The 14,179-nt window shown below is 67.0% G+C and carries 13 protein-coding genes; 8 read left to right on the top strand and 5 right to left on the bottom strand.

The annotated features are described in order from the left end of the window. Positions 1-114: 114 nt before the first annotated feature. A complete protein-coding gene (locus NWF22_RS04095; protein WP_160900506.1) occupies positions 115-1,491 on the top strand; it encodes a hemolysin family protein in 1,377 nt (458 codons plus the stop codon). Beyond that, on the top strand, positions 1,484-2,524 hold the full coding sequence (locus tag NWF22_RS04090) for a hemolysin family protein (protein ID WP_160900507.1): 1,041 nt from the start codon (positions 1,484-1,486) through the stop codon (positions 2,522-2,524). The genes NWF22_RS04095 and NWF22_RS04090 overlap by 8 nt, the downstream gene beginning before the upstream one ends. Before the next feature lie 35 nt (positions 2,525-2,559). Here the strand turns inward: NWF22_RS04090 and NWF22_RS04085 are convergent, their stop codons facing one another. Beyond that, complete coding sequence (locus tag NWF22_RS04085; RefSeq protein ID WP_258321317.1) at positions 2,560-3,459, bottom strand: AlbA family DNA-binding domain-containing protein; 900 nt, start codon at positions 3,457-3,459, stop codon at positions 2,560-2,562. A 128-nt stretch (positions 3,460-3,587) separates the two neighbouring features. On the opposite strand from NWF22_RS04085, the gene NWF22_RS04080 reads away from it, so the two are divergent. The 3 genes from NWF22_RS04080 (at position 3,588) to NWF22_RS04070 (ending at position 5,722) form a co-directional block, all read left to right on the top strand. Further along, positions 3,588-3,932: a WXG100 family type VII secretion target gene (locus NWF22_RS04080; protein ID WP_160900508.1), complete on the top strand. Its 345-nt coding sequence runs from the start codon at positions 3,588-3,590 to the stop codon at positions 3,930-3,932. Positions 3,933-4,118: 186 nt separating this feature from the next. Beyond that, positions 4,119-5,018 carry an Rv0964c family protein gene (locus NWF22_RS04075; protein WP_160900509.1) on the top strand — a complete coding sequence of 300 codons (900 nt, stop codon included), beginning with the start codon at positions 4,119-4,121 and terminating at the stop codon, positions 5,016-5,018. A gap of 53 nt (positions 5,019-5,071) precedes the next feature. Further along, positions 5,072-5,722 carry a hypothetical protein gene (locus NWF22_RS04070; protein ID WP_160900510.1) on the top strand — a complete coding sequence of 217 codons (651 nt, stop codon included), beginning with the start codon at positions 5,072-5,074 and terminating at the stop codon, positions 5,720-5,722. On the opposite strand, the gene NWF22_RS04065 is transcribed toward NWF22_RS04070, so the two are convergent. Both NWF22_RS04065 and NWF22_RS04060 read right to left on the bottom strand, forming a co-directional pair. After that, positions 5,697-6,830 carry an amidohydrolase family protein gene (locus NWF22_RS04065; protein WP_160900511.1) on the bottom strand — a complete coding sequence of 378 codons (1,134 nt, stop codon included), beginning with the start codon at positions 6,828-6,830 and terminating at the stop codon, positions 5,697-5,699. The two genes, NWF22_RS04070 and NWF22_RS04065, sit on opposite strands and share 26 nt — an antisense overlap. Positions 6,831-6,835: 5 nt before the next feature. Beyond that, positions 6,836-8,173: a type I glutamate--ammonia ligase gene (locus NWF22_RS04060; protein WP_160900512.1), complete on the bottom strand. Its 1,338-nt coding sequence runs from the start codon at positions 8,171-8,173 to the stop codon at positions 6,836-6,838. A 119-nt stretch (positions 8,174-8,292) separates the two neighbouring features. Here NWF22_RS04060 and NWF22_RS04055 point away from each other — a divergent pair, with 119 nt between their 5' ends. Further along, the gene (locus NWF22_RS04055) at positions 8,293-9,675 is read left to right on the top strand and encodes a hypothetical protein (RefSeq protein WP_160900513.1); all 1,383 of its coding nucleotides are present in this window, start codon (positions 8,293-8,295) and stop codon (positions 9,673-9,675) included. Between the two features lie 16 nt (positions 9,676-9,691). Here the strand turns inward: NWF22_RS04055 and NWF22_RS04050 are convergent, their stop codons facing one another. After that, on the bottom strand, positions 9,692-11,104 hold the full coding sequence (locus NWF22_RS04050; protein ID WP_160900514.1) for a S8/S53 family peptidase: 1,413 nt from the start codon (positions 11,102-11,104) through the stop codon (positions 9,692-9,694). Between the two features lie 55 nt (positions 11,105-11,159). Continuing rightward, positions 11,160-11,534, bottom strand: a complete 375-nt coding sequence (locus NWF22_RS04045; protein WP_160900515.1) for a VOC family protein — start codon at positions 11,532-11,534, stop codon at positions 11,160-11,162. 134 nt (positions 11,535-11,668) lie between these two features. On the opposite strand from NWF22_RS04045, the gene NWF22_RS04040 reads away from it, so the two are divergent. Together NWF22_RS04040 and NWF22_RS04035 are read left to right on the top strand one after the other, a co-directional pair. After that, complete coding sequence (locus NWF22_RS04040) at positions 11,669-13,360, top strand: flavin monoamine oxidase family protein (protein WP_202398292.1); 1,692 nt, start codon at positions 11,669-11,671, stop codon at positions 13,358-13,360. Between the two features lie 5 nt (positions 13,361-13,365). Next, the gene (locus NWF22_RS04035; protein ID WP_160900516.1) at positions 13,366-14,169 is read left to right on the top strand and encodes a carbon-nitrogen hydrolase family protein; all 804 of its coding nucleotides are present in this window, start codon (positions 13,366-13,368) and stop codon (positions 14,167-14,169) included. The last annotated feature ends 10 nt before the right edge of the window (positions 14,170-14,179 follow it).

Below are 14,179 nucleotides of genomic sequence, written 5' to 3'. Positions count from 1 at the left end.
CGGGGGTCGTTCGCATTTCCGGCCGCAGTTCCAGGTTCCGGCTTGGACCCGCAACTGCGGCCAGAACCTGCAGCTGCGGCCGGAACCATCTGCGAGTCTCGGTAGAGTCGTGACGTGGTGACCGAGTGGCTGCTCCTGCTCGTCGTGGTGGTCCTGATCTCGGCGAACGCGCTGTTCGTCGCTGCCGAGTTCTCGTTCGTCGCGGTGGATCGTCCCGCCGTACACGAGGCCGCCCGCAGCGGTGACCGTCGCGCCGAGTCGGTGGCGAAGGCGCTGCGTTCGCTGTCGACGCAGCTGTCCGGCGCCCAACTCGGTATCACCGCCACCAGCCTGCTGGTGGGCTATGTCGCCGAGCCGTCGATCGCCGCGTTGATCCGCGGACCCATCTCCGCTCTCGGGGTCCCCGAGCAGGCAAGCCTCGGTGTCTCACTCACCGTCGCGTTCGTGATCGCCACCGTCGCTCAGATGGTGTTCGGGGAGCTCGTCCCGAAGAACTGGGGGATCTCCGAACCCATGCGGGTTTCGCGGGCCGTGTCGGGCCCGCAACGTGCGTTCACACTCGTCGCCAGACCGCTGATCTTCGTGCTCAACGGTGCGTCCAATCGCGTCGTCCGTGCTCTCGGGATCGAGCCTCGCGAGGAGCTCGCGTCGGCACGGTCGGCGCGTGAGCTGGGCTCGATGGCGGTGCGGTCTGCACAGCAGGGAGTGCTGGACCGGGCCATCGCCCGCCGCCTCGAAGAAGCCGCAGTCTTCGCGCAGCGCACCGCCGCCGACGTGATGACTCCGCGTCCGCGCGTCGTCTTTCTCGACCGCGACACCCCGCTCGACGACGTTCTCACGGTGGCGTCGAACACCGGGCATGCGCGGTTCCCGGTGCAGGGCGATTCGGTGGACCGCATCGTCGGCGTCGTGCATTTCAAACTCGCACTGGCGATTGCGCCCGATCAGCGCGCCGACACCTGCGTGGCCGATGTGATGCAGTCGATCCGGGCCGTGCCGAGCTCGATGGGGCTCGGCGACGTGCTCGAGGAACTCCGCGACGGGCTACAGCTGGCGGTCGTGGTGGACGAGTGGGGAGGCACGGACGGCATCGTGACCCTCGAGGATCTGGTGGAGGAGGTGCTCGGTGAGATCCGCGACGAGCAGGACCGTCCCGGCAGCGCACCGCGGCAGCTGGCCGACGGTGGGTGGTCGATACCCGGATTGATGAGGCCGGACGAGGTCGCCGACATCACCGGCATCGAACTGCCCGACCCTGAGCACAGTGAGACGACGGGCGGGCTGGTCGTGGAGACGCTGGGCAGGTTCGCCCAGGTGGGTGATGAGATCACGCTCGCGGCCAAGGACATCCACCGCCCCGACGTCGACGGTGTGCCCACGCCGCTCGTGGCGCGGGTGCGGGTCACCGCGATGGATGGTCGTCGCGTCGCACGCGTGCAGATCGACGCCGAGCCCCAGGTGGAGCAGCCGACAGGAGAGCAGGATGATTGACGTCGTCGGGATGCTCATCGGACTGCTACTACTCGCCGGCAACGCCTTCTTCGTCGGCGCGGAGTTCGCGCTGGTGGCTGCTCGGCGCACCCAGATCGAACCCGCCGCCGTCGACGGCAGCATGACCGCACGCATCACCCTGCGGGCTCTGGAGAACGTGTCGCTGATGATGGCGGGTGCGCAGCTTGGCATCACCATGTGCTCGCTCGGGCTGGGTGCCATCGCCGAACCCGCCATCGCCCATGCACTCGAGATCCCACTCGAGGCGGCGGGCGTGCCGTCGGCACTGCTGCACCCCATCGCCCTCGTCATCGCACTCACCATCGTCTTGTCGCTGCACATGACCCTCGGAGAGATGGTTCCGAAGAACATCGCGATCGCCGGCCCCGGGCGTGCGGCACTGATCCTGGGGCCGCCGCTGTATGCGATCGTGATGGCGTTGCGCCCCTTCCTGGGGCTGATCAACTGGATCGCCAACCACATACTCACATTGCTGAAGGTGCAACCGCGCGACGAGGTGGCGTCCACGTTCACCGCGGATGAGGTGGCCGCCTACATCGAGGAATCCAAGGGCGAAGGCCTACTCGACCCGAGCACGCACACGTTGCTGACCGGGTCGATCGCGATCGCCGGCAAACCCGTCCGGTCAATCGCGGTTCCGTTGGCGGATCTGATCACCATCGAGCATGGCGACACCATCGCCGATCTGCACCGGCTCTGCGTCGACACGGGCTACTCGCGCTTCCCGATACGCGACGAGGACGGTGCCATCTTCGGCTACGTCCACATCAAGGACATCCTGGACCAGCCATTGGGGTCGGCGTTGCCGGCAGAGCATGTTCGCTCGATCATTCGCGTGCAACAGTCCGACAGTCTGGATGGGGTGCTCTCGGAGATGCAGGGCCGCGGCACACACATGGCATTGGTTGCCGACGACGATGGTGAGATCGTCGGCGCGGCCATGCTCGAAGACGTGATCGAGCATGTGGTCGGCGAGGTCGCCGATGCTGCCGCCGCAGGCAGGGCAGGGTAGCGGAGCGATCCCACTGGCCGGCTGGCCGACTGTGGTCAGCGGTCGATCGAGAACCGCACCGCTGCACGAACTTGAGCCGCGATCGCCGATCCGGCGCCCAGCGGCCACCGGCCCATGATGTAGTCGGCGGCCTCGTCGACGGTGAGTTGGCGGGTGGAGTTGCCGCTGCGCACCCAGAACTCGGGATCGGCTTTCTTGCCCGGCCGCAGATACACCGGCCGCGTCGACGGTGAGCAGCTGATGCGGCACACCGGCAGCTGACCGGCGTCATCGGCGGGTACGTCCTCGATCGCGACACCGATGGCGGCAGCCGCGTTCTGGCCGAATGACGCCGAGAACAGATCACGCAGCCACAGTTCGAACCGGTCGGCGTCGGGAACCTTCATGGTCGCGTAGTCGCGGTCGAGGCCCAGCGGTTTCCCGTCGTCGTCGACACCCACGAGCAGCGTGCCGCCGCCTGCGTTGAGGAACCCGGAGACCGTCTTGACGATGACATGCTCCATGCGGGCGTCCTTTTCGCCCGTGTGCATGTTGACCCGCGCGGTCGACTTGAACTCCACCCGGTCGGATTCGCCGGCGGCAATCAGTTCAGTGACGTCGACGTGATAGCTCCGCTGGAAGCGGGCCGCGATCACGCCATAGGTGGCGACCGCGCCGATCGAACTGAGCAGGCACAGCAGCACGGTGAGCGCGCTCCACAACCGGATGTCGGGGTCGACCGCACCCGCGATGAACAACCCCACGGCGGAACCCAGGATCGACAGCACCATCGATGTGGTGAAGCTGAGGCGGGCCCGCCGCCGCAGCACCCATCGTGCGACGGTGCCGAACACCATCGCGACGAACAGCACGAACAGCAGCGCTGCGGCGGTCGCCCACACCGGGTGGGCGACCTCGAACGCCTCCACGCGGACAGGTGATGCTGAGACACGCACAACGGACAGTATGGCGAATCAGTGTTCGATCGGACCTTTCTGGTGCTCGGATGGAACCGAAGCGCCTCCTCGTGCGTCCAAACACAGGACAGGTACGGTCGTTTCATTCGCGAGCCGGGGGAGAGAAGATGCGAGCCGAGGACGAGGTACGAGTCGATTTCATGGCCATGCGCGCTGCCGGGGCACGTCTCGGGGAGGCTGCGGGTGATGCACGTGACGCCTTCGATCGTGGCCACGGCCAGCTGGAGGCCACCATGGTGGGATGGACGGGGGCATCGAAGGCTGCGCTGTCGGCATTGACATCCCAGTGGCGCATTACCGCTGATTCGCTGGTGACGGCGGTCGATGATCATGTGGCCGGCATCCGCGAGGCGGCGGACAGATTCGAACGCGAGGAGTTGGCGTCCTCGGCGGACTTCCGTCGCATCGGCGGAGGCAGCACCGCCGGATCACCGTCGGTGAACCTGGATTGATTGACAGACGGTATGACTCCTGAAGAGATCGACCGGTGGGATCCTGCCCAGATCGGCGAGGTCTTTCGTGTCTGCCAGGCACGCTAGGAAGTGTGCTCGTCCACCAGCGAGCAGCTCGAGTCCCCTGAGCTGTTCGAAACCTGGGGCGGGACGGCCGGCCGGGCTGCTGACGAGGCGGAGGGTCGAATGCGCGTCGACATCGACACTCATGGCAACGAAGTGGCCGCCGTTGCAGAGGCAGCGTCGATTGCTCAGTCCGAAGTGCAAGCAGTCAAGGCGCGGCTTGAAGAGGTGAGGGCCTTCGCCGCAGCGAACGGACTCGTCATCGATGATTCGACCGGAACCGTCGACCTTCCCGCGTGGGAGATCGGCACGATGAACGTCGACAGAGCGAACGATGTGGACGTGGCTCAGACGATGGTCAACAGTGTCATGGCGGCAGCCGACGACGCTGATCGCGACCTGGCCATGGCTATTCAGGCGGCGTCAGGGATTGTGGCTCCTGAATCGGTTCAGGTCGACGGCGCACCTCTGCCCCAGGCAGAAGCGGCCGATCACTTGCCGGGACGCGAGTACACGCCCGATCAGTTGGTGACCATGGGGCCGACAGCGAAGACTTCAAGCGTTCGAGTGCTGCCTGTCCAGGTACCCAAGGGGTGGAACGATCCTCATATGACATCCGATCTGGCACGTCGCTTCGCCAAGAGCGTGACGATTGACCCCACGGCCAAGGGGTCCGTCGGCGGTCTTTCCGCTGATCAGATGCCGGCAAACCCCATTACCGGTGAGGGAGTTGGAGTCCCGGTAAAAGGTGACTCGGTCAACTTCGATGTCACCGACAAGAAGCAGGTGAGGGTCGTTGGTGCTGAACCAGCGTCGGTAGGGTCAGTGGAGGTTAATGGTGTGACATATCTCGCGGTTACATATGACTACCAATACGAAGTATCGGACGTACGCACCGCGGGTGTCGATGGACTGATGTTGCCTCTGGACAACGCCCCGAATTGGCATTCGGTCTCGCGCGACGAGATTCACGCGCTTGTGGAGAAGGGCGTGCCGCTTCCGGACCCCGGAGCGGTCAAGTGACGCTCCGTCGTCGGCTCTCGGGCTGGCGCGTATCCGTCGTCGCGGTGCTCATCATGGCAGCGACCGCCTGCGGTACCAGCACCTCGTCATCATCGACCTCACCGACCCGGGGGCCTGATCCTGACCTCCTCCTGACCGCCTCAGATTTTCCCGCCGGCTATGACGTGTTCCCCGCGGACACTCACGTAGGAGAAGCGCAACGACGCGCTGTCGATGGCAGGGCCTACCAGCCCGCAGAATGCGCAGCGGTGTTTCGGGCACAGGCCGAGTTCACGATCGAGAGTCAGCGCATTGGTGTCGTCGCCGTCAACAGGAACCAGTCGTCGTTCCCCAAGTACTCCAACGCCGTGATCAGGAATGCGGAGCCGATGGCGCACCGCCGCGAGGTCATCACGACATGCGGCAACAACACTGCCACGATTACCGGACGAGGCACCATGACGATGACGTCGACGCTCGCCGAGGCGCCCCCTGGGCTGCGGGCCGACGATGTCCTGGTATTCACCTTCACCACGACATTCCAGCCGGAGCCGGGATCGACGGCACTGCGCTCCCAACAACAGACCGTGATCGGGTACGCCGACGTCCCCGGACTGCAGGTCGAGTTCTATGAGGAGGTCGATGGCTTTGATGGCCAACTGGACATGGCGAGCTTCGACGAACTCTTTGTGAAGGCGGTCAATCGTGCGTCGAATTTCCAGTGAGCCCGTACACCCGCCGCGCATTCCCGTGGGCAATCATCTCGGCCACCCGCAGCGCATCGTCGAGCGCCCACGCGTCGGCGTCGACGAACCGTTGCAGCACGGTCGCCAACCCGTGGCGCCACAGCTGCGCGCCCAGGTAGTGCAGTTCGGCCGGACCGAACGCGTCCGATGAATAGAGCACCTTGCGGAAGGGCGCTAACTCGAGCGAGCGGGCGATCAGTTCCGACGCGCGGGCACCGAGATGGTTCACTGCGAGCCCGACGTCGATGTAGACATTGCTGAACGCCTGCGCCAGGTATCCGGCCTCACGCTCGAACGGGTAGCAGTGCAGCAACATGACCGGCGTGGTGCCGCTGCCGCGCAGGAAGTCGAGGAGCAACAGGGGATTGGTGCGGTGCAGGTCGGCGTCGCGATCACCGAGTCCGACGTGTAACTGCAGTGGCTTGCCCAGTCGAAGCCCGCGATGCAGCCCGAAACGCAGCAGCGTGCGGTCGGTGACTCGCCGGCCCCCGGCGTCGCGCCAGCGCCGGGCCGCGTCCTCCACCTGCACCGGCTCCGGGTCGGTCAGGTCGCCGTCGAAGCCGCCGCGGTAGGCGATGATCGACTTGGTGCCCACGGCGGTTGCGGCGCGATGGGCGAGGATCTCGTCGAAGGCGGCCGCGTAGTTGCCGCCGCGCGCGACGGCTTCCTCGGCAATGGATTCGAGCCGGATCACCTCGTGAGCCGCGGCTCCCGACCACCGGGCCAGGGTGTCGGGGTCGGCGACGCCGGGCAGTCCCGTGTCGACGATCCAGTTGGACACACCTGCGGCGGGCAGAAACGTCCGGGACACCTCGTCCTCCGACAGCCGTTCGCGGCGATCCCAATACACGTCCGCGGCCGCGTGCGCGGGCAGCCCGAGTACCGGTGCGCACCACCGACGTACCGCGAAGCCGATCTGCGAGTCGAACGGCGCGTCGTCGGCGGCGACCGGCTCGGTGTTCGCCTCGTTCAACGCATTCTCGAACCGGACCCGGTCGACGTCGCCGACCCAGCACCCGTGCACATGGTGGTCGATGAGCGGCAGCGTCGCGAGCTGCTCGGCGATCGGGCCCGGCGACGACGCCATGGGTGTCAGACGCTCCAGGCGAGGCGGAATCGGTTGGTGAGGGTGTCGGCGGTGTGGTCGGGGAAATGGGTGACCTCGTAGCGGCGGACGGCGACCAGCGCGTCGACCGCCGGATCGCCGAGAATGGCGCGTAGCACCGCGGAGCCGTCCATGGTGTCGACGACGGCACTCTGCTCCGCCGACAGCGGACGGATGTCGGCCTCGGCGAGTTGGGCGTCGGTCAGCGTTCCCGGGTCCACCGTGGTCTCGGGAGGCAAAGGTAGCTCCTGTGCGATGCCGAGGGCCGCGGCGCCGAGGATCGCGGCTGTCGCGAAGTACACGTTGGCCGACGGGTCGATGGCCTTGACCTCGACGTTCGCCCCGCGCGGGTTGGCCGGTCCCGCGCGCACGAGGCGGACCGCGGCCTCCCGGTTCTCCACACCCCAGCAGGCGAACGCGCCCGCCCACTGCCCGGGCAGCATCCGCAGTCCCGACACGACCGAACCGCTCAGCACACCCTGCAGATCGACCATCGCGTCGACGAGCCCGGCGATCGCGTACTCGCCTTCGGTGGTCAGCCCGGTCGGACCCGGCCCGCCGGTGAAGATCGGGACGTCGCCGGCCATCAGCGAGATGTGCTGGTGTGCGCCGCATCCGACGCCGTCGGCGAACGGCTTCGGGGAGAAGCTGATCCGCAAGCCGTGTCGTCGCGCGACACGGCCCAACACCAGGCGGGTCAGCACCAGCTGGTCGGCGGCGGCGATCGGGTCGCGAGGCTCGATGGACAGTTCGAATTGGGAACGTCCGTACTCGGGATGGAGCTGATCGACGCCGATGCCGGCCGCATGGCACTCGGCCAATACCTCCCGGATGAACGCCTCGTGCTCCAACACCCCCGCCACGCCGTACTGCGCCCACAGGTGCGACGGCAACTGCTGACCCTCCGGTCCGGTGAGCATGAACTCCAGCTCATGCCCGACCAGCGCGCGCAGACCGGTGCGGCCGAGGCCGTCGACGACCCGGCGCAAGGTCCCGCGCGCGCACTGCGGCACCGGCACGCCGGCCTGATCGAAGAACTCACCCGGCGCCCACGCCAGCGTCGCATCGAGCATGTGCATCGCCTCCAGGTCGACCCGGATGCGCTGGTCACCGACGACGCCGATCGCGTCGGTGAACGCGATACCGACCTGGTCGGCGGCGAACGCGTGCCATGTCGGGCTGGCGCCGAGTCCCGGCGAGGCGAACGCCGGGACCCGGACCTGCGGCACCGTCTTGGCCAGGATGAGACCTGCGGGGTTGACGATCGTGCCGATCAATACGGTCGGATCGGCACCCAGTGCGCCGCTCGGCGCGCCCGATTGCATACCTGACAGTGTCGTGCCCGCCGCGGCGTGGCGCACCCGAAACGGCCCATCGGCCCGCGACCGGAGCATTTGCTGCTACAGCCGACCAAGCCACGGAGAATCCGGTATGAGTAGTGCGCATGGTGCGCTATCACCTGCCCGAGACCCGTGTGGCGATGTCCGGCGTCATCGAACACGTGCGGACGCGCTATCCAGGCGGTGACGCCACCGCGGTTCTGTCGACCGGCGCGGAATGGTCGACGTGTGCCGACGTCGAGGCGCAACGAGAACTCGACCTCGAAGTCGGTCGGTTGATGGACCAGGTCGTCGCGTTCTCGTTCTCGGCCGATCGTCGGCTGGTGGGTGCGTCCGCGAAGGCGACGAGCAGGATCACGAAGGTCATCAAGGCCGGTGCCACGATGGCAGCGACGGCACTGTCGGCCGGGATGCTGTTGAGTGAGGGTGAGTCGCCGGAGATAGACCCGGCAGCTCTGGGTTACGACGAGGCCTGTTCGACCGAATCGGCCCATCTCGCACGTGTGCGAACCCAGCTCGCCGACGCGCGAACGGCCCTGCTGGACGCCAGGTCGGCGTATCTGGCCGCCCCGCCCGACACGGAGGCCGATGACCTCTACGTGCGAGTGCGACGGCTGACCGTGACAGTGGATGCGTTGGAACGCGAAGTCGATGCTGCCGCCCAGCGCTTCGAGGTCTGGCGTCGCGCGAACACCGACGTGTGGACCGAACAGCTCGAAGGAGTTCTGGAACTTCGCCAGTTGCCACGGTGGACCGGTGTCAACCTCGATTGGGGCAGTGCCGCGCCCGCAATGCCGGGACGGGTTGGCGCTCGGGAGATCTGGGACCGACTGGGCTTTGTGATCGCCCGGTCCGCACCGGCCCCGTCGGTACGCGATCGGGTGGATGCCCCTGGGACACGCTCGATCCAGGTTCGTCTCCCGCGGACAGAGGAATTCGTGTGGCTGCGGCGCATTGACCCGATCGGGGACGACGACGCACCGGCGACTCGGGTGGAGCAGACGTTCCAACGAACAGTGCTCGACGATCATTGCGCCACCGAGGTCATCGATCTCGCCTCCGGTGCATTCAAGAACCACTCGGTGGAGTTGAGTTTCGATGCGGACGGCGTGCTGGTCGGCGTGTCGCGCGAGGTCACGGGAGGGGCCGAGGCAGCTGTGGACGCGGTCACCGCTGGGTTCTCGGACGGGATGTCGTGGGCGAAGTCGACCGTGGAGGCGGTTGACGGATTCGCCGACCATCGTGCCGCTGTGCGCAAGGCACGCCTGGAACGGGAACTGGCGCGAGCACGAGCCGAGGTGGAGCTCAACGGGCTCGGTGCGACCACGCACGAAGCTGCTGAGGTCGCGCGGTTGGGGCAACTCGCGGAGATGGCAGGCCACATGGAGACGATCACCCACGCCGGAGCGGATGCCGCGGGCGCGTTGCAGCCACGCGATCCGGCGGCAATGGCGTGGTATCGCGAACCGCCGCCGCCTCGGCCGTAGGCCCACGGAGTGGGACTCACTCGGGCGCTGGACGCCCATTCGTGACGCTGCGTCTGCGCGCCTGCACGAAATGCTCACGCTCGGCGCAGAAGCGTTGGAGTGTCGAGTCCTCAGGGCGTCGCGACGCCGCAGCCCGGTAGAGGTCGGCGGCACGGGTCAGCGCTGCGACTGCATCGGCGTCGCCGACGGCCCCGGACATCGATATCAGCGCAACGGCATGGTCCATCATGACGTCCGGGTCCAGCGGGCAGATGCGACGGCCCACGTGCGCCCAGGCCAAGGCCTTTTCGTGCTCGCCGAGCGAACCGAACGTCTGGCTGATGCCGCGGTACGCATCGAGGATCGTCAACGCGCACAATGAGCAGGGTGGATCGTCCGGACGGTCCCAATGACGATGTGCGGGCGGTACGCGAGACAGCAGGTAGCGGTAGGCGGCATTCACCGCCCAGCCCTGGGCAGCCGTCGCGTTCCGTTGCTCGGCAAGCTGTTCCAGTGATCGGTGGCGCATGACGATGAGCGAGTTCACGAGGCTGACCCGCATCATGTATTCGAGGTCGCCGTCTGGATCGTCGAGCGCACACACTCCGGTGAGCAGTGGCGCCGCGAAACTGGTCGCCGCAAATCCGGCCGGGAGGGGAAGGACGAACTCGCAACGAGCCGACTGGTCGTGGTCGGGAAGTCCGGCGGCCAGCGCGAGATTGTCACCCTGAGCCGTCCGCGACACCACCTCGAATCCGGCGCCGACGCATCGGCGATGCGCCGCCGGGCACACAGTCGCGTCGGAATTGCCGCCCGCTGCGACCAGCGTGGCCGACGCGTCCGAGGCGTCGAGCGAGTCGCACACGGCGCAGGGCCGTTGACACCTGTCCGCCGCGAACAGCGAGACGGTCTCGAGGTACCGATCGATGATCGTCGTCGTGTCCTCGCCCGGGTGATCGACGTCGACGAGGTCGAATGCATCGACGCCGGCCACCGATTCGACGGTGACCGACGTGGTGAACCCCAGACTCAGGTTCAGCAGTTGGCATCCGGCCTCGCGGGCTTTCGATACTGCGTCGGCGACGTTGCTTTGGTGCAGATATCTGGCCGGCCGGACGTCGAACAACTGCAGGGTGGCTTCCGGTGCCACCTCGCTGATGAGTAGCGCGACCGCGGTCCCATGCCCGGCGGTCCGAGTAGGAGGCGCCGCCACACTTGGGGCGATCCGAGACGCGAGGCGGCGAATCGACAGGTCGAAGTCGGTGTCGACGATCCCGACGATTCGACCCGCGCCCCGACGTCCAGCCGAGTGTGCGGATTCGACGGCATCCCACAGTCGCGACGACCGCTCGATCGTCACCGCCTCGGTGGCTGGATCGAAGATTCGGCCGAGGAACGTGCTCACGGCGTCGTCAGATGTGCAGAACGTGCCGACCTGGTCCGAGGTCACACCGCGAATCGTAGTCGGCACGGCGCGCGGCCGCGGTCCCTTCCGCGCCCGACGCTCAGCCCTCGTACCGATACGGCAGGTACTGCACGTTCCAGTGATTGCCGTCGGGGTCATCGAAGTAGACGAAATGGCCCCACGGCTGAACGTCGACCTCGCTGGCGTCGACCCCGGCAGCGATGAGTTGCGCGCGTGCGGCGTTGATGTCGGAGACGCACAGCATGAGCGTGCCGACGTTCGGGCCGGCGCCGTCGACGATGCCCTTGCCGAAGGCGATCGAACAGGCCGAACCGAGCGGGGTCATCTGCACGAAGCGGATGTTGTCGCTCGGAGACTGGTCGTGGTCGGGGTGGAATCCGATCCGGGTGTAGAAATCCTTGGCGCGGTCGACGTCGGTGACGGGCAGGAACGCGACTTCGAGTGTCCAGTCCATGGCGATACTCCTTCTGGATGGTTCGGGTGCAACGAGCTGACGTCAGTCTGACTCGCATAGCGGACACTTACGGTCCTCGATTGGCGGCCCGGACGGATTTCGCGGTCGGCGCGTCGCCGGCCGAGGACGGGCGCATGCCGGGTCCGCGCAATATCCTGAGCGATGTGCACCCCGATCGGCCGGTGACCATCTTCGGTCCGGATTTCCCGTTCGCCTACGACGACTGGATCACGCATCCGGCCGGGATCGGGTCCGTGCCCGCCGAGGCCCTCGGCTCCGAGGTCGCGGTGATCGGCGCCGGGATGGCGGGCATGGTGGCCGCCTACGAGCTGATGAAGGTCGGGCTGCGGCCGGTGGTCTACGAACCGGAGCGCATCGGGGGCCGACTGCGGTCCGAACACTTCGTGCCGGGCGAGCCGGAGGTCGCCGAACTCGGTGGGATGCGGTTCCCGATCTCGTCGTCGACCTTCTTCCACTACGTCGACACCTTCGGCCTGCGCTCGCGGCCCTTTCCCAATCCGCTGACCACGGCGGCCGGCTCCACCGTCATCGACCTCGGTGGTGAAACGCTCTACGCGCGCACCCTGGCCGACCTTCCGCCCATCTACACCGAGATCGAAAAGGCCTGGGACAGTGCGCTCGAACGCGTCGCCGGCTTCTCCGCCCTGCAAGAGGCCATCCGCGACCGCGACACCGCTCGCCTCAAAGAGTTGTGGGACCGGCTGGTGGTGGAGTGGGACGACCGCAGCTTCTACGACTTCCTGGCTACCTCCGACGAGTTCGGGTCGTTGTCCTTCCGGCATCGGGAGTTGTTCGGACAGGTCGGATTCGGCACCGGCGGATGGGATTCCGACTTCGCCAACTCCATGTTGGAGATTCTGCGCGTGGTGGTCACCAACTGCGACACCGAGCAGCACCTGATCGTCGGCGGCGTCGAACAGCTGCCGCGCCGTCTCTGGTCGGACAGCCCGGCCCGCATCCGGTACTGGCCGGTCGGTACGAGCCTGTCGTCGCTGCACAGCGGCGTCCCGCGCGCCGGTGCGGCCGCGATCCGCCGCGTCGGGCCGGGTCGGATCGAGGTCGTCGACCGCTGGGGTGACGCCCGCGAGTTCCCGGCCGTTGTGGCGACCTGTCAGGCCTGGTTGCTCTCCACCGAGATCGACTGCGACGAGAGCTTGTTCAGCCAGGACCTGTGGATGGCGCTGGACCGGACCCGCTACATGCAGTCGTCGAAGACGTTCGTGATGGTGGACCGGCCGTTCTGGACCGACCGTGACCCGACGACCGGTCGTGACCTGCTGAGCATGACGCTCACCGACCGACTCACCCGCGGCACCTATCTGTTCGACAACGGCCCTGACCGGCCGGGCGTGATCTGCCTGAGTTACAGCTGGATGAGCGACGCGCTCAAGGTACTACCGCATCCGGTGGAGAAGCGGGTGTCGCTGATGCTCGACGCCCTGCGCAAGATCTACCCCGACGTCGACATCGCCGAACACATCGTCGGCCGCCCGATCACCATCTCCTGGGAGGACGAGCCGCACTTCCTGGGTGCGTTCAAGGGTGCGCTGCCCGGGCATTACCGTTACAACACCCGGATGTACGGCCACTTCTACGGTCAGGAACGCCTCCCCGACGCCGAACGGGGTATCTTCATCGCCGGCGACGACGTGTCGTTCATGCCGGCGTGGGTGGAAGGTGCGGTGCAGACCGCACTCAACGCCGTCTGGGGCGTCTTGCACCACTTCGGCGGCGGCAGTCATCCCGACAACCCCGGCCCCGGTGACCGCTACGGCGAACTCGGACCGATCGACATCGGCGGGTGAGGGCGATGCCGGACCACACCGACTCACGACGGATTGCGCTCTGGCAGTGCGAGTCCCACCCACAGCAGGTCGAGGACAACCTGGCTCGGCTGGACGCGACCGCGGGTGCGGCGGCCGACCGTGGAGCGCAGCTGCTGATCGCCCCGGAGATGACGATCACCGGCTACGCCATCGGTCCCGAGGCGGCCGATCTCCTCGCCGAACCGCCGGATGGGCCAGTGGCCCAGCGGGTCCGCGACATCGCCAGACGTCACGGCATCGCCATTCTGTACGGCTGTGTGGAGCGCGCCGGCGACGGTCGGCGCTACAACGCGATCCGCCTCGTGGATCGACACGGCACCGCGCTCGCCACCCATCACAAGACGCAGCTCTTCGGTGACCTCGACCGGCACATGGTGGCGCCCGGTTCGACTCGTCCGCCCGTCGTCGAGTGGTCCGGATGGCGAGTAGGCCTGCTGACCTGTTACGAGGTCGAGTTCCCCGAACTGGTCCGGTCCTGCGCCGTGCGGGGAGCGGACCTGATCTGCGTACCCACCGCGAACATGATCGAGTACGACGTGGTGCCCGACGTGCTGTTGCCGGCCCGCGCGCTGGAGAGTCAGGTGTACATTGCCTACGCCAATTACTCTGGGGCAGAGAATGATCTGGTGTATGGCGGGCGCAGCACGGTGGTGGCCCCGACGAGTGCGATACTGGCCCGCGCGGACCGCACGCCCGAACTGATCGTCGTCGATCTCGATCGCGGGGTGCTCGATCAGTCGCGGGAGAACTATCCGTATCTCCGCGATCTGAGAACGGATGTGTGCTGATCGGCGAGTG

The organism is Gordonia mangrovi, from assembly GCF_024734075.1.
GTDB lineage: Bacteria > Actinomycetota > Actinomycetes > Mycobacteriales > Mycobacteriaceae > Gordonia > Gordonia mangrovi.
The sequence above is the reverse complement of the archived record's forward strand: the minus strand, read 5'-3'. Positions and strand labels throughout refer to the sequence as shown.

Excerpts from the sequence above, each read along its gene's own strand:
- NWF22_RS04090 (WP_160900507.1), top strand. The coding sequence starts at position 1,484 with ATGATTGACGTCGTCGGGATGCTCATCGGACTGCTACTACTCGCCGGC.
- NWF22_RS04045 (WP_160900515.1), bottom strand. The coding sequence starts at position 11,534 with ATGGACTGGACACTCGAAGTCGCGTTCCTGCCCGTCACCGACGTCGAC.
- NWF22_RS04060 (WP_160900512.1), bottom strand. The coding sequence starts at position 8,173 with ATGCAATCGGGCGCGCCGAGCGGCGCACTGGGTGCCGATCCGACCGTA.
- NWF22_RS04040 (WP_202398292.1), top strand. The coding sequence starts at position 11,669 with ATGCCGGGTCCGCGCAATATCCTGAGCGATGTGCACCCCGATCGGCCG.
- NWF22_RS04035 (WP_160900516.1), top strand. The coding sequence starts at position 13,366 with ATGCCGGACCACACCGACTCACGACGGATTGCGCTCTGGCAGTGCGAG.
- NWF22_RS04075 (WP_160900509.1), top strand. The coding sequence starts at position 4,119 with ATGCGCGTCGACATCGACACTCATGGCAACGAAGTGGCCGCCGTTGCA.
- NWF22_RS04070 (WP_160900510.1), top strand. The coding sequence starts at position 5,072 with ATGGCAGCGACCGCCTGCGGTACCAGCACCTCGTCATCATCGACCTCA.
- NWF22_RS04055 (WP_160900513.1), top strand. The coding sequence starts at position 8,293 with ATGGTGCGCTATCACCTGCCCGAGACCCGTGTGGCGATGTCCGGCGTC.
- NWF22_RS04065 (WP_160900511.1), bottom strand. The coding sequence starts at position 6,830 with ATGGCGTCGTCGCCGGGCCCGATCGCCGAGCAGCTCGCGACGCTGCCG.
- NWF22_RS04080 (WP_160900508.1), top strand. The coding sequence starts at position 3,588 with ATGCGAGCCGAGGACGAGGTACGAGTCGATTTCATGGCCATGCGCGCT.